This window comes from Marinibacterium profundimaris (genome assembly GCF_002210095.1).
Classification (GTDB): Bacteria; Pseudomonadota; Alphaproteobacteria; order Rhodobacterales; family Rhodobacteraceae; genus Marinibacterium; species Marinibacterium profundimaris.
The window spans coordinates 53,619-72,608 of the sequence record NZ_AQQR01000005.1; the positions used below are offsets into that span (position 1 = coordinate 53,619).

Here is an 18,990-nt window from a genome sequence, read left to right on the forward strand (position 1 = left end):
TGCGCATGACGCATGCCCCGCTCGGCCCTTTGTTGTAAGAGGCCGTCTTCCCGCAGGGGGGCATCAGGATGCCGTCAGCGTCCGGTCCCGCGACAGCACCAGACCATGGTTCCGGACACCGGCCGAGCGGGATATCCGCAAAGGCATTTCCAGGTCGTCAGCGGTCGACTGGCCGGCCGGGACGATGAACAGCCCGATGTCCAGCTGCTCGGTCGGCAGAAAGGCATCCGACAGATCAACCGCAGCCGGTGCATCCAGGATCACCACGTCAAAGAGATCGAGCAGCGAATCCATGATCGTCTGGAACTTTGCCGTGTCGAACACCACCGCCGGGTCGCTGCCCATCGGGATGGTCGGCATGAAGTAGAAGCCGAGATCCTTCAGTTCGATCACCGCGTCATTCATGTGGCATTCACCATAGAGAACCTGCGCCAGGCTACCTTCGGGCATCGGATAATCGTCGCCCAGCAGCGTCGTCAGTTCGGCACGGCGGATGTCTGCATCCACCACGACACAGCGATAGCCCCTGTGCGCCTTCGCCCAGCCAAGCATGAGCGCGGCCAGCGACTTGTCCGAACAGGCCTCGATCGAGCTGAGCACGATGGATCTTGCCGTCCCCCCCGAACGCATGTCGGCGTTGCTGGCCAGCCGAAGCGCCGCATGCGCCAGCGGCCCGTCGGGGCGTGTCCGCATCGCGCTGAGCACGTTGCTCGGGCGGGACGACCGCGACGCGAGGCGCGGGATCCGACCATAAACGCTGACGCCCGTGCGGCGTGACAGCTGCTCGGCGGTCGAGATCTTCTTGGGTGCCATTTCCATCATAAGGATCAGCATGATCCCGGCAAACATGCCACCGACACCGGCAAGGATTACGCTGAGTTTCTTTCGCGGGTAGACAGGGCTGTTTGGCACGCCGGCGTAGGAGATGACGTCGGCATCCGGGGTCTGCAGGTTTTGAATTTCATTGGCTTCGCGGAAGCGCCCCAGGAATTCCTGATAGACCCGCTGGTTGGCGTCGACGATCCGCTGTAGCTGGTTAAGCTCGATCTCCTCCCCGGTGAGCCCCAGGATCGTGGTGGACAGCTCGCGCATGCTCGCTTCGAGCGAAGACACGACCACGCCCAGCACCGCAGTGCTGTTCTCAAGCCGCGCGATTTCACGTTCCACTTCCAGCGAAAGACCCTCTTCAACGCTGTTGATGGACCGTTCAATCGACAACACCTGCGGGGAGTCTTCGCCGAAATTGCTGATCGCGGCCGCTTTGCGGCGGTTGAGTTCGCCCAGCTCGGCGCGATATTCGAAAGCCTCGTCCGAACTGATCAGGTTGGCGGCGGTCATCGGCCCGCTGCTGTCCATGGCATTGCGCATCTTTTCCAGCGTGGCGGTGACTTCGGCCAGCTCCGAGCGTTGCGCCACCAGTCGTGAAGTCAGCTCTCTCAATTGCTGGTCCAGTCGCTCGCGGCTGTCGGCCTCAGCATCCATTGTGGCCCGGAACTCGAATACGTCCCGTTCCGAGGCTTCGAGCTGTTCGGCCAGCCCCTCGACCCGCGTTTCCAGCCAGGTGGAGAAGCGCCGCGCGGCCTGGAACCGCTTGTCCGAAAGGAAGCTGATATACTCGTCCATCAGCGTGTTCACGATGGCCGCAGCAACCCTCGGATCACTGGACGAGGCGGAGACCTGTACCACGTAGGAACTGCCGAGCTGGCGGACGGAGATACTGTTGCGCAGTTTGCCGACTACGGATTCCATGGCGCCCAGTTCGTCGCTTCCGGTGACGGCGGCCTGGTCGATGGCCGAGGGCTCGGCATCATCAACCTCGTCAGCTGCTTCGACCGGTTCCTCTGCCATGCCCAGGATCGATTTGATCCCGTTGGTGGTGCCCGACACGATGCCCTGCACGGTCGACTTCAATGCGCTCGGCTCTTCGGGGGGCAGCAGGTCGGGGTTGAACTCGGGCACAGTGTCCAGTTCGAGCCGGCGCGCCACACGGACCAGCAGAGCGTTCGATTGCAGCACCGCAAGCTCGCCCTCGATAACCGTGTTCGACAGCGACTGGGACTCGACCAGGTCAAAGGTATTGCGCGAGCTTAGACCCTGTTCCCCCAGCAGCATCTGCGAGTAGGCGGCATATCGTGGCGTCGCCCCGGCCAGCATGACAATCGTCGCAGCGACGGCGACAACGGTGCAGGTCACAATGATCCAGGCCTTCGCGCGCAGAGCCCGCATCAGGTCGCGGGGTCGGAAATGCGCCGCCTCTTCGCGGGGACGCGGCAAGTTTGCGAGATCGGCCAGGAAATCTTGTGGGTGTGACAGGCTGCTGGTGTCTTCTCGGTTGAATGCGATCTTTGGCCTTGTTTCGGAAGGGCTGATGGACATGACGCGTTGGTATCCGGAAAAACAAGAAACTGGGCGAAATACTGCTGATTATCGTCGTTAGAGGCGCACAAGAGTCAAGCTGAGCCCGCCACCGGGAAGGGATTGCCATGGCTTGTGTTTATGTTGGCATCGCTTGCGGCCTAAGGGCGGCGGGATTGACCCCCAAAGACTGATATCCGCATGTTTTTTGATCGCAATCTGGCTATTCCAGCGTCCGCCGTATTTCTCGAATCGCTTGTTGTTTTGGGCCTATTATCATGTTCCCTTTCCCCACCGGGCGCCGCAGGAAAAACCGCAGTGCTCAAAAAACAGGTAATCTTCAGGGCTGTCGCAAAGGGGGCGGGGTGAAAGCCTGGGCCGGATAGCGTGAGCCGAACCGGGGCTGAAGCGTGTCGCGCACCGCAATCAGTGCTCCCATGTAGAGCAGCATCGTGAAGTTTGAAAACGGTCGCAGCAATCCGGGCTCGGTATTGTTGCGGGCCAGGATAACCGCGGCAATCAGAACGAAGAAGATACAGGGCATCGTCGGATTTCGTACCGTCGCCGCGATGACCTTGCAGACCGCCCATAAAAACCCGGTGATGCCGATCGCCAAGCCGATCAAACCCTGGTGCACCGCAGTCTGCAGGTAGGAATTGTGAAATGTGAAGGTCGAATGGAAGCCCTTGTGGAAATCGATGTAGATGCGCCGCGACAACGAGGTCCAGTCTTGCGGCCTCCAGAACCCGCCTTCGCCGACGCCCAGAAGGGGGTGTTCGCGGATCTGCTCAAACGCGTAGCCCCAGAGCACCGTGCGTCCTGTCAGGGTCGCATCCTTGCCGAATTTTTCAAGCACCAGGCTGACGAGATCCACGTCATGCACCGCGAGGATGGTTGCGAGCGCCAAGGATGTCGTTGCCATGAAACCGAAAAACACCACAAGTACCATTGGGTGAAACAACCCGCGTCCCCGCACCAGCAGGCCGAAAACCATCAGCGCAGCCACCCCGAAAGCGAGCAGGACAGCGGTGGCGGACTGCGCCTGGAACACCAGCTTGATCGCAACAGCGGCGAGCCCGGCAGAGGCGATCCTCATCCATTTCGGTTGTAGCGGATCAAACAGCACGCAGAGCGATACGGCCCAGAGGAGGACCATGGCCAGGCCCATCGAATTCTTGCTGGCAAAGACGCCGCGTGCGGCGACACCGCCGGTTGATGGCAGCAGCAGGCTCGCCAGCCCGTAGATCCCAGCAGCCAGCAGCAGCGATTGCAGGATTTGTCTGCGATCAAGCCGCAGCGCCGCGACGTAACATATCAGCACGGTCAGAAACAGTTGGGCCGTGGCCTTGATGATCGCCGCCTTGTCGGGCCCCCACAGAACCGTCAGCCCGCACCAGACCGGAAAGGCGAACAGGAACCAGTTGCGCATCAGAATCGGAAACAAGGCCTCGAAATCGCGGAGAAAAATCCAGCCAAAATAGAGCGCCATAGGATAAAGCAGTAGTTCGTCGCCGGGAAACTGCTTGAAAGAGACGACAAGCCAACCCGTTACCAGCACGTGGTCCCGCGTTGTCGCGGAAATGCGAACGGTTCCGCGGTCGGCAGATGCACCGTTCATGTTCGCAAGGGTCATCGGATTGCGCTTTCATGATGCGCAGGCTGGACGCAGCGCGCTTTAAGCTTGGCGCATTCAAAGATATCCAAGATACTTTCCAATACGATGACGGCCGTTGTTGAATGAGGATTCAGCCCCTGATGCTTTTTGCCATTTGTTCTTTTTTAGCTTCAACAAAAACCGCGTTTTCTTCGGCCCGGCGTGCCCTGCCGTCGCGTCCTCAGCCGATTTCGGAGGCAGGGGCATGAATGATACGCCCAGGCGGACAGGCATCGCCTTTGTCGGCTGCGGGTTTGTCTCCGATCTTTACATGGAGACGCTGCCCAATTGGACCGACGTGCTGGAGCATCTCGGTGTCTGGGATATCGACGCGGCGCGGCTGGAACATTTTACTCGCACCTACGATCTGCACGCATTCACCTCGTTTGAGGATTTGCTGGCGAATCCCGCGGTCGAGATTGTCGTCAACCTGACAAACCCCTCGCAGCATTACGCCATTTCGAAAGCGGCCCTGGAGGCGGGAAAGCATGTCTATTCTGAAAAGCCCCTGGCGATGGAGCTCGACCAGGCCGAAGAGCTCGTCGCGCTGGCGGCCGAGCGCGGGCTGCAGGTTGTCTCGGCGCCGTCGAGTGTGCTGGGCGATGCGGCGCAGAGGCTCTGGGAGGGTGTGCGCAGCGGGCAGCTCGGCGCGCCGCGTCTGGTCTACGCCGAGATCGACGACGGCATGGTCCATCGCATTGGCTACGAGACCTGGCAAAGCGTGACGGGCGCCTATTGGCCCGCGAAAGACGAATTTTCGGTGGGATGCACGCTGGAACATGCGGGCTACGCGCTAACCTGGATGGTGGCGATGTTCGGCTCGGTCACCGAGGTCACCAGCGTGGCCGCGCTGCTGATCCCCCAGAAAGGACCCCATACGCCGGACAATTACGTGACCCCGGATTTCAGCTGTGCACTGCTGAAGTTCGAGAGCGGCGTGGTGGGGCGCCTGACCAATTCAATCATCGCGCCCCATGATCATCATTTCCGGGTCTTTTGCGACGAAGGCCACTTTTTTGCCAAGGAGATCTGGGATTTTGGCACGCCTGTAAAATCAGTGCCACTGGCCACTTCGCGGCTCGCGCGGCAGCTGGAGAAACGGCTGGGCTGGGAAGCAGGGCGCAACCTGAACAAGACGCCCACGCGCAAAGTCATCTATTCGAAACGCGGCCATCCGATGGATTTCGCCCTCGGTCCCGCCGAAATGGCTCAGGCAATCAAGGTCGGCCAGGCGCCGCGGCTGGCCGGGGATTTCTCGCTCCATATCACCGAGGTGTCGCTGGCCATCCAGTACCCCGAGGTCTACGGCACGCCCTACGAGCCCAGAAGCCGGTCGCAGGCGATCATCCCAATGTCGTGATTTGTCCGCTTTGTCCGTCGCCCCTGCGCGGCGCCGCGGGCGTGACGAGCCGGCGTTTGCTTCAATACGATAATGCCGATGGCGGAGCGCATTGCTGTCTTCGTCGAATTGGGTCGTGCGCCTCAATTACCAGTTCGGCCTTCGGGCGTTGGCGCTCAGCTGCCCTGACAGGCCCGCGCGGCATCGACCACGTGATGCATCAGCTCAGGCGGCTCGACAAAGGTGTCGCGCGGCAGTGCAAGCAGCCGCTCCTGGCAGGCGAGTAACGGTGCGGGATCTTCCAGCAACGCACCCACGACTTTTGGCAATTCGGTGGCCACCGGGTCGGGGATGATGAGCCCCGCACCGTGCCGGTCCAGCCAGTTCGCCGTTTCGGTGCCGGCCGGCGCGAGCGCGGGCGTCGTGAAATAGCCGCCTTCGTAGATCCGGTTCGGCAGCAACCAGACCGAATTCGCCCCGGTCTCGTACCAGTCGCCAGCCCAGATCAGATCCACTCCGGCATAGATGCTTTCCAAGTCGTCCGGCGCCCGGTAGCGGCCGTAATAGGTGATGTTGGGGTGGGGCGCGATTTCTCCGTCCAGATCGGGGATCTCACTCAGCGCCGGATAGCCGCGAAGCACGATCTCCACCTGATCGGGATAGGCGGTGGCCACGGATTTCAGCAGATCCAGCGAACGCCGGCAGCGCAGGTTGCCAAACCAGCCGATCCGCAGCCGTCCCAGGACCGCCGGCCTCGGTGCCGTAGGCCGGTCACCAAAGGCGTCGCCCTCGATAAGCCGGTTCTCGATCAGGACATGCCGATAGCGGCCGGGGTGGCGTTGACGAAAATGTTCGGATTCGAAGCGGGGAGACGAGACCGCGACCAGTGCGGTCTTCTTCAGTAACCGGGCTTCGAGGGCTTCCAGCACGACGGCCTTCCAGCCGCCGCCGGTCAACTGCTTGTGGATGTCGAGACATTCGAACACCAGCGGCGCGGAAAGCCCCAGTTGCGTCTTCACCCGAACGGCAGTGGCCAGCATGTCGAGGTTGCGGGCCAGGATCACATCGGCCGCGTGCAGCGCCTCGGCATGGTCGCAGGCCAGTCGCGCGCCTTCGAATATCGCCTGCACCCGCTTGCGATAGGCGTTGTCGGCGGTTTCGCCCAGGTTCACCATCTCGAAGGGCACATCCCCGGGCGGGCCCCGGTGGTGCATGAAGCCCAGCACTTGAAACCCGGCCCTCCGGCAAGCGACCGCGCGACGTCGCACGGCGGCATCGTTGCAATTGTGGCCGAAATACGCGACCAGGCCTTCCGCTCGGTTCATGCCGGCGTTGCGGCCTGTTCTGTCGATCGCATACGCAGGCCAATCGGCACGGCGCTGAGAAAGCCAAGCCCCCAGGCGGTGTGCATGCAGATCAGCGCCGGAAAGGCCACCAGACCGCACCAGCAGCGGTTGGCCCAGGCGACCGAGACCGCCGCCGTCGCCACGACGCCCAAATAGAAGGCCGGCCAGACCAGGCCAAGGCTTGTGAATGGAAGGATTGCCAGCGACATGATCAGCAGAACCGCGTGGCACAACGGGATCAACTGCCGAACCGCGGGGCGGACACCATGCTTGAAACAGGTGCGCGCGCGGCCCATGCCATAATGATGATACTGCCGCCAGAGACGCTGCACGTTGGAGCGGGGGTAATAGCCGATGCGGATGTCCGATTGCAGCCAGATCAGGTGACCGGCGTTGGTCAGTCTCCGGTCGTATTCCGCATCCTCATTGGCGCGGAAGGTCGTGTCATAGCCGCCCAGGGTGCGAAAAACCTCGGCCCGGAAGGCCGCGTGATGTCCGTGATCGACAAAGCCCGACACTGCCCCACCGCGATGCGGCGAGCCGCCCGCGCCAAGCTTGCTGTCGGCGATCAGCGCCAAGCCGGTTTGGAAGAATTCGTCCTTGGCCACCGCATCCATTGAAATCACGATCGAGGCTGCGTCGGGGTGGGCGTCGAGCGTGGCAACCAGCCTCGACAGGAAGCCCCGCGGATAGTCGGCATGCGCATCGCATCGGACAATGACCCTGGCGTCTGCGAAATCGGGACCCAGCAGTAGGTTCATGGCGTGGGATTGGGTCTGCCCCGGATTGTGCATCAGCGATACATTGGCATAGCGTCTTTGCAGGGCGCCGACGATGTCGCGCGTGGCGTCGGTGCTGCCGCCATCGGCGACAATCACCCTGGTCCGCCGGGCAAAGGCATCATCGTCCAGCAGCGCGCCCAGAACGGTTTCGATATGCTGCGCTTCGTTCAGAGTAGGGATCAGAACAACGACGTCTTCGGGACGCGTTGCGACTATAGCCTTGGTTACCATTGATAAGCCTCCTGGGGGAGTTTACGTCTCTCGTTAACGTCTGCCCCGGCCGCCACAGGCGGGCCGGACAGGGCGGGTGGCAGTGCAATCAGGTGGCGGAGCAGGCGCATTGCTGCGCCGGCATCCCTCTCGGTGAGCGCGTTGCGCACGCGCCAGAGCATGCCGCGCGACAGTTGGCGGGCGATCTCTCGGCCTGCGGCGTTTCGAGTGGAAAGCGCGGCTATGCGGCCACGAAAGTCGGCCTCGAGCACGTCTTCGATGCCGTGCTTGCCGGCCATGGCGCGGATTACGATGCCGCGCTCGGCATCGGTCAGGGGCCTGTCGAGCGCAGCATCGGCGGCTGCCTCGAAATCCTCCAGTGCGGCCGACCAATCGCAGCGACGCGCATAGACCGTGCCGCGCTGAAGCAATGCCGCGCGCCGCGTCAGCGTCGGATCGGTGCTGTCATACATCGCCTCGTAGAGCGAAAGAGGCAGGACAGAGCGGAGTTTCGCGAAGATCTCGCGGTCGGTCTTGCGCCAGACATCCTCGGAGCGCGCGGCGGCGTGCTGCGCGTCAGCCGGCCCGCGCAGGCCATCGTGCTTGCGCTGCAGGAACACGGTTTCCGGCACCAGCTCGGCCGGGAAGCGGGCCAGCAGGCGTACGGTCATGTCGTAATCTATCGACCGCTTGAGTCCGGTATCGAAAGGGCCAACCCTGTCGTAGCAACCGCGCCGCACGAAGGTCGCGTTCTGGAAGAAAAAGATGTCCTCGAGCGTATGCCGCAGGATTGAGCCGTCGATCGGATCGGGCCAGTAGCCGGTGTCGGTGATCTCGCGGCGGCCATCCTCGGGGGCGACGGAGAAACGCTGATGTCTGCCCGCGGCTATATCGGCCGTGTCGCTGTCAAGTACCGCGCCGAGACGCTCCGCCGCGTCCGGCAGGGCGGCGTCATCGTCATCGCAGATCCAGATGTAATCCTGATCGGCCAATGCCAGCGCGGCGTTCAGCGCCCGGGACTTGCCGCCGTTCTCGGCCCGTTTGTAGAGGATAGGCAGGCTGCTGCGCCCCTGCACCTCGGCCACCGCCTGTGCGGTGCCGTCGGTCGAACCGTCATCCCAGACAATGACCTGCGCAGGGGGGCGGGTCTGGGTGTCGAGGGCGTCGAGCGCCTCAATAAGCAGCGTGCTGCGATTGAAAGTCGGTACAATTGCGGTGATCTGACGTGCCAAGTGTACAATCCCCGGCCGATAAAGTGCAATCAACGTTGATCGCGTTACTCACAAATTCTGGCGGCGCTATACAGCTGCTAAAATCAATGCAAATATCAGAGCCAAAGGCCTTAGTGACATATTAACACTTTAAGCGGGAGTTCTTCACGATGGATTCGAAAGTTCCGGGCTGGACGCTTGGCAAATCCTGTATTGATCGTATTTTGGCCGCCTTTTCTTTCCTCTTGCTTCTTTTTCTGGCGATTTGCGAGCCTGCTCATTCACAAGAGTCCGCGCAATTCGTGTCGCAGTCGGCTCCGGGGCAATCTGAGCAATCGGTGGTGGCCTATACGCTGGGCTCCGGCGACCGGATCCAGCTCCGCGCTGTAATCTGGGATGAAACTCAGCTGGCCCACGTGCCTTGGGACGCCGTTAACGGGACCTTCACGATCTCGGCCGAGGGGCTTCTGAACATCCCGCTGGCCGGCCGGATCGAGGCCTCGGGGCTCAGCTTGCCGGACCTTTCCGCGCTTGTTTCGGAGAACCTGCAGAACCGGGTGAAACTGGTTGAACCGCCTTCGGTCACGCTGGAGATTGAGAAGTACCGGTCGTTCTTCATATTGGGTGACGTCGATCAACCCGGCGCCTATGAGGCGACGCCAGGGCTCAACGCGATCCAGGCCTATGCCGTGGCGGGCGGCGCGCCGGCGCTCCGCGATGCGCTCAACGGCGATCTGCGGTCTGTCCTGCGCGATGCTGGCAGCCTGTCGCACGTAAGGCGTGAACAGGTGCGGGCGCGCATCCGCGTGATGCGCCTGCTGGCCGAGCTTGAAGGGAGGGAGAGCTTTGCCCCCGACACCAGCGACATTTTCCACCCCGACGGGCGCGCGGCGCTGACCGCCTTGGTGGACGAAGAGCGCGCGGTGTTCGACGCCCGCCGCCGGGGCCGCATGCTTGAGACACAGAACCTCGAAGAGCTAAAGGTGTTGCTGACCACCGAGATCCGGAACCTGCAGGCCAAGCGCGACCGGCTCCAGAGCCAGATCATGACGGCGCAGGAGGCGATCGACGATGTGCAGGCGCTGGGCGAGCGCGGCCTCGTGCGCGACGATCGGATCCGCGATGCGCTGCGCGCGATGTTCGAACTGGAGAGCCAGGATTTCGACCTTCAGAACGCCCTTTTCCGATCGCAACAACGCATCAAGGAGGCGGACCGCGACATCGTGGGGCTGAACACGCGGCTTGCCACCGAGGTAACGGATGAGCTGCAAAGGATGAATGCGCAGATTGAGGAACTGGCCGTGCGGGCGGGCATGCTGACCAATCTGGTGCAGGTCTCTGGGCTAGATGTGCCTCAGTCGGAGCAGGAATTCGTCACCGAATATGTCTTGATCAGGGCGGGTGGCGATGGCAGCGAAGAGCGGGCGAGCCGCGCGACCCATATTGGACCAGGTGACATCTTGCGCGTGGAGCGCCGCGCGCTTGACCCCGCCAACTGATGCTGGGTGGGGGCCCGGACACCACATTCCCGAATGCAGCTTCTGAACGACGATCCGGGTGCCCTATGAAGCAGTGTGTGAGTTTGCCTTGCGATTCTTATGCCGTCAGCTCGGGCGCGGCGTGGGCCTAAGGCGCCATACGTTTGCCCGCCGCCTCGCTCAACTGTGACACCACGCGCAAAGCCGCGGGCGGATACCGCAACAGCGCCATCACCGCCCGGTCCGGGCGATGCGACTTCAGCGCGAACATCACTTCTTCACTGTGCATCAGGATGGCGAGATTGTGAATTCGGTTTGCCAGAAGACGGCGCAATTCGGGCGAGACATCGGAGCCGAGCGCGGCGGCAAAGGCGCGCTCGGCTTTCATCAGTGCCTGGTACAGGTGCGGCGCGACGATGTGGGAAATCGATCCCTCGGCTACGCGATAGAGGTAATCCGGTTCGGGCGAAACAAACACCCGGCCACCGGCCATGATGGCCGCCAGGATGATGTGGTAATCCTCGCTGTTGCGCAGGCCCACATCATAGCGGATCGCGTGGCGATTCAGGAAGTCGCGGCGGAATAGCGGTTTGAGGTAGCCCCAATTCTGGGTGCCCGGCGCCAGCTGGTTGTGGCCGACATAATCCTCGATGCTCAGCGGCGTGTCGGCATCCAAGCTGGCGGGATCGAGATAGGCCTCATCGTCAATCGGCCGGCCCTTGTCATCTACCCGCCGGAAATTGCCCAGCAGAATGTCGGCATTCTTGTCCTCGGCCATCGCGATCATTGAGGCTAGGCGGCCCGGTGTCATCGTATCGTCCGCGTCCAGCACGGCGATCCAGTCGCCGGTGGCGGCCTCGATGGCGGCATTGCGTGCGGCGGAAGGGCCACCATTCTGCTCAAGCCGAAAATAGCTCACTTCCGGGTATTGTGCCATCAGTGCCGGTGTCTCATCCGAGGACGCGTCATCTGCAACAACGATTTCCATCTGCACATCAGTTTGGCACAATGCTGCCGCAATGCTTGTTGGCAGCTCATTTACGGCATTATACGCTGCAATTATGGCAGTTGCGCGGGGTAACATCTCGGACTACCTTGCGGAATGTAATAGCATTGTATCGAACACAGGGAATATTGTTTCGTCAACCAGGAGCGAGGCTCTATGGGGCATATTTTGTACTCATTTAAACATTGCGCGTTTTTTGCGATTACTTTCTTAGCCCTTTGTGGCACAAGCCTTTTTTCCTCATCCATCACTTCGGCACAGGCTCAGACCCCAAAGGCCGAGGGTTTCATTGAAACCTTTGAAGATGTTGGATTTCGGACGCGTTGGTGGTTTTCCGATTTCGATTTCGGCGGCGATCGTTTTATCACCGGCTGGCGCCGCCAAATGGCCGGGGTTCAGATGCCAGTCACCAAACAGGCGATCAATGGCGGTGAGCTGGTGCTGAAACTGGCGCCGGCGCCGGAAGAAGAGCAAAAGGCATTCTTCGGCGCCGAGGTCCAACGGGACGCGTTGCATCATTATGGCGACTACGACGTCGTGATGAAGGCCGGAAGCGGCACCGGCGTAATTTCGTCCTTCTTCACTTATACAGGCCCGCATTTCGGCGATCCCCATCATGAGATCGATGTCGAGATCATGGGGCGCCGGACCGACGCGCTATACGTCAACACCTTCGTGGACGGTGAGCAGAGCGGTGGGACCTACGTGCCGCTGGGCTTCGATGTCGCTGAGGAGCCGACCCTCTTCCGGTTCGAATGGCGAGAGGATTACGTCGCATGGTTCGTGCGCGGCCAGGAAGTCCATCGCCTGACCTCGGATGACATCGTCATTCCTTCCGTCCCCGGCAAACTTTTCATGAACATCTGGAATGCTGCCCCCCGGCAGGAGGCCTGGGCCGGTCCGGTCGTTTACGAACAGAGCACCGAGGCACGATACTACTGCGTCTCATACCGGCCGCTGGGCGACCCCGGACAGACCTGCACCGACCTCGTCAACCCGCGGCCATGAGTGCCGGTCCCGATAATTCAGGTCCGGTTCCGGACGTAAGCGTCGTCATCGCAGCCTACAATGCAGAGGCGACACTGGAGAGGGCGGTGGCAAGCTGCCTGGTGCAGCGGGGCTGCGAGGTCGAGGTGCTGGTGTCAGACGATGCGTCGCGTGATGGCACACTGTCCCTCGCGCACCGGCTGGCAGAGGGGGATTCCCGCGTCGTGGTGTTGTCGGCCGAGCGCAACGGCGGGCCGTCGGCGGCGCGGAACCTGGCGCTGGACGTGGCCAGGGGACGTTATGCCGCCGTGCTCGACAGTGACGACATGATGGATCCCGATCGCCTGATGCAGCTTGTCGCGGCTGCCGAAGACGGTGACTGGGATTTCACCGCGGATGACCTCTACCGGGTCACTGAAGGGCAGGAAGAAGGCGAGCGCACCCGGCTGCTGGGTGGGACGATCGAGGGGCACGAGCCCATCGACCTCGCCACTTTTGTCGAGGGCAACCTCACGACCTATAACGGTGCGCGTGGAGAGCTGGGCTTTCTGAAGCCACTGATGTCGATGGAGTTCATCCGCAAGACCGGGCTGCGCTACCGCGAGGATATGCGGTTGGGCGAGGATTTCGCGTTTTACGCCGAAGCCTTGGTCGAGGGGGCGCGGTTCTGCCTGGTCAAACCGGCGGGATACCTTGCGGTCATGCGCAAGACGTCCCTCAGCGGGCAGCATGACACTGCCGCGTTGCATGCCCTGGTGCATGCGGGAGAAGCGCTTTTGATGCGGGCGGACCTGTCGGCGGAAGAACGTGGCGCGCTGAAGCGGCACCGCATCGACACCATGAAACGATGGGCCTGGATGCGACTGATAGATGCCGTCAAGGCGCGTGATGTCGGCGAATGCTTCCGCTCTTTCCTGGTTCCGATCCCGGTGGGCAAGTACCTCGTGTCCTGCATGTCCGAACAGGTCGTCTTGCGGTCGCGCGAACGCGCCCTGACTGCTTTGAACAGACGCCTTCAGAAGGGTGAAACACCAGATTAGGACCTGAATGCCAGAAACCGTATCCATAGGTGTGTTGGGCGCGGGCGGTATCGCGCGCCGCTTTGTCGCCGACCTCTCTGCGTCGCACGGCATCCGGGTGTCGGCAATCGCCTCGCGCCAGAGTGAACGCGCGCGCCATTGCCGTGACCTCGGCGGGGCCATCGCGGCCAACGCCACGATTTACACGGATTACGAGGCGTTGCTTGCCGACCCCAATGTCGACGCGGTCTACGTGGCTCTGCCGAACAGCTTGCACAAGCAGGTCTCGCTGGACGCTATTGCCGGGGGCAAGGCGGTGCTCTGCGAAAAACCGTTGGCGGACTCGGCAGCCGCCGTGCGCGAGATTCTTGAAGCTTCGCAAGCGGCGCAGGTCTTCTGCATGGAGAACATGTGGACCCGTTTCCTGCCGGTGACCAGGACCTGCCGAGAGATCGTGGCCGCCGGCGAGATCGGTGACATCGTGCAGTTCGACTGCAGCCTGGGCTATCCGCAATTCGAAACCCCGGGGCAATCGAATGTCGATCCCGCGCTCGGTGGCGGGGTTTTACTCGATCTCGGCGTGTACCCGATCTCCATGGCATTGCATTTCCTGGGCGACGTCTCTTTTCAAAGCGGAGCGGTAGAATATTCGGCCTTGGGGGCCGATCGCGACATGGCCACCCTGCTGACCTCTCGATCGGGGGCGGGGACAGTAATGGCCACGCTGCGTGCCAGCCATTCTGCGGTTCTTCGCAATACGATGGAGATCGTCGGAACCCGCGGCCGGATCGAGATCGATCCGGCCTTCATTGCGGCCAACTCTGCCCGGATCTCGAGATTTTCTCCGGTGTCCCCTGACGGTCGCGAAGGCAGCGGATGGAAGCGCAGGTTGAAGTCCAGTGCAATGGGCCGGATCGCCTTTGCCCAGGCGCGACGGCTGCTGGTCGGATCGGGTAAACGTTTTGGAACGTCCTATCCCGGTACCGGTATGCAATTTGCCGCCGAAAGCATGGCGCAAAGCTTGCGCGACGGCCGGATCGAAGCGTCCGAGATGCCGATGGGCGAGTCCTTGCGCGTTCTCGAGATCGTCGAATCAATCAGATCCGCCTAGGCTTTGGCCTGCCTCCGGCCATGCACAAATCGCACGGACCGAGAGAATCGGTGGATACTCGCCGATCCAAACGCATTGGCGTCTCGCCACAGTTTTGCCGATTTCTTCGGATTTCCCGCCTATAATCCGGGCAAGTTTGAAACGATTGTGAGTCTCTCTATCCCGTGACTCTATTATGGCCCATAAAGGTGTTAATATGATCGCCAAGGCTTAGTAGATTGTGAAAAGCTTTTAGTGGCGCATTATGCGCATTTGCCTGTTGGGGGAAGCATCTAAGCTTAAGTCTAATCGCGCCTGGTCTAATTTAAAGTGCTTGCCTCTGTTTCTGCCTTGGAGTTTTTCATGTCGTTTCATACCAGTGACCTGAATTCCGAACTTGCCCCTGTTGGAAAACGCGCCTTCGATATTGTTTCTGCAATAATGATGATCATAGTTTTCGCACCGCTGATGCTCTTCATCGCGGCGGCCATTTCCCTCACCAGCCAGGGTGGCGTGTTCTTTCGCCACCAGCGGATCGGGCGGGATGGCGTTCCGTTCATGTGCCTGAAGTTCCGGTCGATGCGGCCGGATGCCGAGCAAGTGCTGAATAGCATGCTCGAGACCAATCCGGCGATGCGCGAGGAATGGGAAAGGGATCAGAAGCTATCAGATGACCCGAGGATCATTCCGTTCGTCGGACATCTCATGCGCAAGTCCAGCCTCGACGAATTGCCGCAACTCTTCAACGTCCTCGCAGGTGAAATGAGCATGGTGGGTCCGCGTCCCGTGACCCGCGAAGAGCTCGAGCGCTATGGGCCGTACAAGATCCACTATTTGTCCCTGCGGCCGGGATTGACGGGGGCCTGGCAAATAGGTGGCCGGTCGGATTCGTCCTATGACGAACGAATTAGAATGGACACCTGGTATTGCCAGAATGCGTCACTGGCGACCGATGCAACGATCCTTTTCAGGACTGCAAAGTATTTCATGTCGGGTCGCTTAAGCGGAGGTCGCTGATCAGCGCCGGACCCGCGACCAGGGTTTGCGGTTTTCCTCGGGGTCTTGACCTTTCTTTTCGGGGAGAATCCAGACCCAAACGACAGTAACCGGGATACTCGCGATCCATGCGCCAATTACCCAATATACAACCGGTCCCCCGAAGAGGAAGTAGCCAACGGCCGCCGCTACCGCGGAGACCGCCAAGGGTCGTACCAGATTTCGTAGGAGCATGATGAGACCTGTAACACACTCAACTTACGGTGTGAATTGCGAAAGTGATGTCTCCTGTGAACGGCGGAAAATCACCGTCGGCATCTGCACGTTCCGTAGACCTTCGCTTTTTCTGACACTCGAGAGCATCGCGGGACAGACTGGTATCCAAAAACATCTCGTCAAGATTGTTGTGTCCGACAACGATGAGGTGGCGACGCTGGGAGACGAACTTGACGCCTTCGCTCGCGGTCGAAAACTTGATATCGAGTACATCCACGCGCCAGACCGCAACATATCGATTGCGCGCAATGCTTGCCTGGATCACGCCGATGGTGATTTCCTGGTGTTCATCGATGACGACGAGATCGCAGAACCGAACTGGCTGCGGACGATCATCGACGCCGCTAAGGACACAGGGGCCGGCGTCGTCTTTGGGCCGGCGCATGCAGTTTATGCCGATGATGCGCCGGGCTGGATCGTCGAGAACGATTTCCATTCCAACATCCCGGCGCCCACGCGAGGTGTGATCGAAACAGGCTTTTCCAGCAACGTGCTGCTCGATCTTCGGAACCCTTCGGTGCGGGGTTTGCGCTTCAGCCTCGAGTACGGGAAGACCGGCGGAGAGGATATCGATTTCTTCTTCAGGGCGCATCGGCGCAATGTACCGATGCATATCTGTATGGAGGCCTCCGTCCGCGAACCGGTCGAGGAAAAGCGCATGTCGGGCGGATGGGTGTTGCGGCGCAGGTACCGGACGGGCCAGATCTATGGCCATTGCGCGATGACCAGCGGCACGCGGGCGGGCCTCGGTCCGCGATTGAGCCTCATGGCACGGTCGCTGGCCAAGGGGCTCTATTGCGGGGTCCAGGCCATCCTGCCGCCCTGGGGCCTGAGCCGGACGGTGTTCTGGATCATGCGCGCCGGCTTTCATGCCGGCGTGGTCACAGGCGTGTTCTCCCGCCCCAAGAGCGCCTTCTACGGCGTTGAGACTGCAACGCATTGAACCGGTCGCTCCGGCAATCGGGCCAGCCTGATCGGAGCGACACCTCGACATTCAAGGCGGACAATTCGGATCGGACTGCCCCATGAGAAAACCTGACACCCTCGCCTTGTTCTACGATGGCTACGAAAAGCGTGCCGCGGAACAGCCACTCGATCGCTTGCGCAGCGAAGCGCGGGGCATGATGCGTCAGGCCTATCGGCGCTTTAGGAACTTGCAGCCCTATACCGGTTTTTACACAGCATTTCTCAATCTGAAGCGCAGCCTTGAATCCGATGGCATCCGCGTGCGCATCAACGATTTCTCCTATGCGCGGTCCAATCCGAACATGCCGATCGGGCTGACGGGCTTCGACACGGTCTACAAGAACGTGCGCCTTGGGAACCCGGCGATGTTCGGGCCGGGGCAGGTGCCCGATCCGAAGGATGTTCTGGACGTGGTGGACGCCTGCAACCTGGAGATCGTGACACAACCCTGCGAATGGTACTGCCAGCTGTGGCGGCCGGTTCTCGGCGATCGGGTCAAGCCGATGTTCGTGGGCATCGACACTGACGCCTGGCCCGATCAGTCAGGTCGGGACAAGAAAATCGATGTGATCCTGTACGACAAGATCCGTTGGTTCCGGACGGACCGGGTGCCCGAATTGCTGGATCCGCTCAAGGCACATCTGGAAGCGCGCGGGCTCAGCTATGTGGTGCTGCGCTATGGCGAGCATCACCTGAGCCAGTTCCGCAGCGCCTGCGCCCAGGCCCGCTGCATGGTCTTCATCTGCGAGCACGAGACCCAGGGGCTGGCCTATCAGGAGGCGATGTCGGCCGGCCTGCCGATCCTCGCTTGGGATGAAGGCCAGCTTGCTTCGCCGAAGGACCGCGAACAGGCCCCTCCGGGGCTGGCTGTGTCGTCGGTGCCCTATTTCGACGAGCGCTGCGGGATGCGGGCCAAGGCGGCCGACCTGCTCGCCTCCTTCGATCCATTCTACGATGCTTTGCCAAGCTATCGGCCACGCGAATACGTTCTCGAAAACCTCAGCCTCGCCGCCGGCGCTCGCCGTTATCTCGAGTTGTTCGAAACCCTAGGCCGCTGAGCGGCCGCTGAGGGTGTGCTGCGACGCCGCGCCGAGGCGAGGGACGGGAAGTCGGTGCGCGCGTAACCTGACGGGCGGGGATGAAACAGGCCGCGCTGGCGCGGGCGGGTCTGTCTTGGCTGGTGTGATTGAGATCAGACCGATCGTGGCCGGGCTCTGGCCCGCTTGCCGGACGGCTGCGGGGGGCGACGGATCCGGCGCTCGGTCTCAGGCCGCCTGACCGCGATCCATCGGCTGCCACGATTTCCAGACCTTCCGCAGATTCATGTCGAGCAAGGTGTCGAGCCCTTCGTTGCGTTCGCTCAGATGCGCGGCGAGATAGCTTTCGGTTTCGGGCTTCATCGGCGGCGCCTTCTCGGCCCGGAACAGGATCGGGTTCACCTTGTGAAACCACTTCTGATAGATCTTGTTGTTGATGTCGTCGCGTCGGGTCCAGTCGGTTTTCATGTGGGTTCGGTAGCGCAGGCGCGCGACGCGTTTGCCGACATGGTTCATCAGCATCTGGCCCCGCGGCCAGACCGGATAATAGCTTCGGTTGAACCAAAGATCGTAATCCGACACATCGAACCGCTCGATCCCGATGAAATCGGCAATGCGGTCCATGTTGGCCTGAATGTCCTTTTGGAAATCCTCCATCAGGATCACCAGCACCTTGTCACTGCCCAGTACGTCGAACCATGTCCGCAAATGCGGTGCATAGGTTGATTGCGCCACGATCTGCGGCATCGCCGTCAGCGCGTTCTCGAAGGAACAGGTCGCGCGCATCATCTTCATTTCGTGCCAGTATTGCGAATAGGCCCGCCGCACCGGATCGCGCAGCATGAATATGACCTTTGCGTCCGGCAACCGCGCCTTCACCCGACGAGGCGCTATCGGCGAGAACAGATACTGCGTGGAATCCTCCCCCAGCAGCTTGTGATTGCCCAGCTTCGCATAGAGCCCGCGATACCATTCGGCCCGCGCACCATCATCCGTCGCCGTGTCCAGCCAGTGCAATTGTCCGCCCTCTACTCGGAAGAAATCCGGCCAGTTGAGCGGATCGTCGGCATCGAAGAAATTCACTTCATCCTGCGGCAGCGCGATTTCGGGATGCTGATCCAGGATGAAATGCAAAGAGGTCGTCCCGCATTTAGGAGCCCCTCCGATGATGAAATCGGGTGCGGGGGCACGGGAGGCCGAAGCGGGGCGGCGGGTGAGCGGCGTATGTGTCACCTTGG

The 18,990-nt window shown here is 61.2% G+C and carries 15 protein-coding genes; 8 read left to right on the forward strand and 7 right to left on the reverse strand.

The window, feature by feature from the left end:
* Positions 1-63 precede the first annotated feature (63 nt).
* The gene (locus tag ATO3_RS13990) at positions 64-2,274 is read right to left on the reverse strand and encodes a GumC family protein (RefSeq protein WP_158217972.1); all 2,211 of its coding nucleotides are present in this window, start codon (positions 2,272-2,274) and stop codon (positions 64-66) included.
* 421 nt (positions 2,275-2,695) lie between these two features.
* Positions 2,696-3,988, reverse strand: coding sequence for an O-antigen ligase family protein (locus tag ATO3_RS13995; RefSeq protein WP_088650498.1), 1,293 nt, complete (start codon positions 3,986-3,988; stop codon positions 2,696-2,698).
* 226 nt (positions 3,989-4,214) lie between these two features.
* Here ATO3_RS13995 and ATO3_RS14000 point away from each other — a divergent pair, with 226 nt between their 5' ends.
* Complete coding sequence (locus ATO3_RS14000) at positions 4,215-5,369, forward strand: Gfo/Idh/MocA family protein (RefSeq protein WP_143747273.1); 1,155 nt, start codon at positions 4,215-4,217, stop codon at positions 5,367-5,369.
* Between the two features lie 155 nt (positions 5,370-5,524).
* On the opposite strand, the gene ATO3_RS14005 is transcribed toward ATO3_RS14000, so the two are convergent.
* The 3 genes from ATO3_RS14005 to ATO3_RS14015 form a co-directional block, all read right to left on the reverse strand.
* Complete coding sequence (locus ATO3_RS14005; protein WP_143747274.1) at positions 5,525-6,523, reverse strand: glycosyltransferase family protein; 999 nt, start codon at positions 6,521-6,523, stop codon at positions 5,525-5,527.
* Between the two features lie 146 nt (positions 6,524-6,669).
* A complete protein-coding gene (locus ATO3_RS14010) occupies positions 6,670-7,707 on the reverse strand; it encodes a glycosyltransferase family 2 protein (RefSeq protein ID WP_088650501.1) in 1,038 nt (345 codons plus the stop codon).
* Positions 7,701-8,918: a glycosyltransferase family 2 protein gene (locus ATO3_RS14015; protein ID WP_158217973.1), complete on the reverse strand. Its 1,218-nt coding sequence runs from the start codon at positions 8,916-8,918 to the stop codon at positions 7,701-7,703. Before ATO3_RS14015 ends, ATO3_RS14010 begins: the two co-directional genes overlap by 7 nt.
* A gap of 149 nt (positions 8,919-9,067) precedes the next feature.
* Between ATO3_RS14015 and ATO3_RS14020 the strand changes: the two genes are divergently transcribed.
* Entirely contained in the window at positions 9,068-10,396 is a 1,329-nt protein-coding gene (locus ATO3_RS14020; RefSeq protein ID WP_088650503.1) for a polysaccharide biosynthesis/export family protein, read from the forward strand.
* A 127-nt stretch (positions 10,397-10,523) separates the two neighbouring features.
* Here the strand turns inward: ATO3_RS14020 and ATO3_RS14025 are convergent, their stop codons facing one another.
* Positions 10,524-11,459 (reverse strand): glycosyltransferase family 2 protein, encoded by a 936-nt coding sequence (locus ATO3_RS14025; protein WP_088650504.1) that lies wholly within the window; start codon positions 11,457-11,459, stop codon positions 10,524-10,526.
* 78 nt (positions 11,460-11,537) lie between these two features.
* Between ATO3_RS14025 and ATO3_RS14030 the strand changes: the two genes are divergently transcribed.
* From ATO3_RS14030 to ATO3_RS14055, 6 genes are all read left to right on the forward strand, one after another.
* On the forward strand, positions 11,538-12,389 hold the full coding sequence (locus ATO3_RS14030; protein WP_088650505.1) for a family 16 glycosylhydrolase: 852 nt from the start codon (positions 11,538-11,540) through the stop codon (positions 12,387-12,389).
* Positions 12,386-13,408 carry a glycosyltransferase family 2 protein gene (locus ATO3_RS14035; RefSeq protein WP_088650506.1) on the forward strand — a complete coding sequence of 341 codons (1,023 nt, stop codon included), beginning with the start codon at positions 12,386-12,388 and terminating at the stop codon, positions 13,406-13,408. Before ATO3_RS14030 ends, ATO3_RS14035 begins: the two co-directional genes overlap by 4 nt.
* 7 nt (positions 13,409-13,415) lie before the next feature.
* The gene (locus tag ATO3_RS14040; protein WP_088650507.1) at positions 13,416-14,498 is read left to right on the forward strand and encodes a Gfo/Idh/MocA family protein; all 1,083 of its coding nucleotides are present in this window, start codon (positions 13,416-13,418) and stop codon (positions 14,496-14,498) included.
* Positions 14,499-14,840: 342 nt separating this feature from the next.
* Positions 14,841-15,494 carry a sugar transferase gene (locus ATO3_RS14045; RefSeq protein ID WP_088650719.1) on the forward strand — a complete coding sequence of 218 codons (654 nt, stop codon included), beginning with the start codon at positions 14,841-14,843 and terminating at the stop codon, positions 15,492-15,494.
* A gap of 211 nt (positions 15,495-15,705) precedes the next feature.
* Positions 15,706-16,692 carry a glycosyltransferase family 2 protein gene (locus ATO3_RS14050; protein WP_088650508.1) on the forward strand — a complete coding sequence of 329 codons (987 nt, stop codon included), beginning with the start codon at positions 15,706-15,708 and terminating at the stop codon, positions 16,690-16,692.
* A gap of 82 nt (positions 16,693-16,774) precedes the next feature.
* Entirely contained in the window at positions 16,775-17,773 is a 999-nt protein-coding gene (locus ATO3_RS14055) for a glycosyltransferase (RefSeq protein WP_143747275.1), read from the forward strand.
* Positions 17,774-17,980: 207 nt separating this feature from the next.
* On the opposite strand, the gene ATO3_RS14060 is transcribed toward ATO3_RS14055, so the two are convergent.
* Complete coding sequence (locus ATO3_RS14060) at positions 17,981-18,985, reverse strand: sulfotransferase family protein (protein WP_158217974.1); 1,005 nt, start codon at positions 18,983-18,985, stop codon at positions 17,981-17,983.
* Positions 18,986-18,990 lie beyond the last annotated feature (5 nt).

Coding starts and splice junctions, on each gene's coding strand:
- ATO3_RS13995 (WP_088650498.1), bottom strand. CDS start 3,988: ATGACCCTTGCGAACATGAACGGTGCATCTGCCGACCGCGGAACCGTT.
- ATO3_RS14050 (WP_088650508.1), top strand. CDS start 15,706: ATGATGAGACCTGTAACACACTCAACTTACGGTGTGAATTGCGAAAGT.
- ATO3_RS14005 (WP_143747274.1), bottom strand. CDS start 6,523: ATGGTGAACCTGGGCGAAACCGCCGACAACGCCTATCGCAAGCGGGTG.
- ATO3_RS14040 (WP_088650507.1), top strand. CDS start 13,416: ATGCCAGAAACCGTATCCATAGGTGTGTTGGGCGCGGGCGGTATCGCG.
- ATO3_RS14010 (WP_088650501.1), bottom strand. CDS start 7,707: ATGGTAACCAAGGCTATAGTCGCAACGCGTCCCGAAGACGTCGTTGTT.
- ATO3_RS14055 (WP_143747275.1), top strand. CDS start 16,775: ATGAGAAAACCTGACACCCTCGCCTTGTTCTACGATGGCTACGAAAAG.
- ATO3_RS14000 (WP_143747273.1), top strand. CDS start 4,215: ATGAATGATACGCCCAGGCGGACAGGCATCGCCTTTGTCGGCTGCGGG.
- ATO3_RS14045 (WP_088650719.1), top strand. CDS start 14,841: ATGTCGTTTCATACCAGTGACCTGAATTCCGAACTTGCCCCTGTTGGA.
- ATO3_RS14020 (WP_088650503.1), top strand. CDS start 9,068: ATGGATTCGAAAGTTCCGGGCTGGACGCTTGGCAAATCCTGTATTGAT.
- ATO3_RS14030 (WP_088650505.1), top strand. CDS start 11,538: ATGGGGCATATTTTGTACTCATTTAAACATTGCGCGTTTTTTGCGATT.
- ATO3_RS14035 (WP_088650506.1), top strand. CDS start 12,386: ATGAGTGCCGGTCCCGATAATTCAGGTCCGGTTCCGGACGTAAGCGTC.
- ATO3_RS14025 (WP_088650504.1), bottom strand. CDS start 11,459: ATGTTACCCCGCGCAACTGCCATAATTGCAGCGTATAATGCCGTAAAT.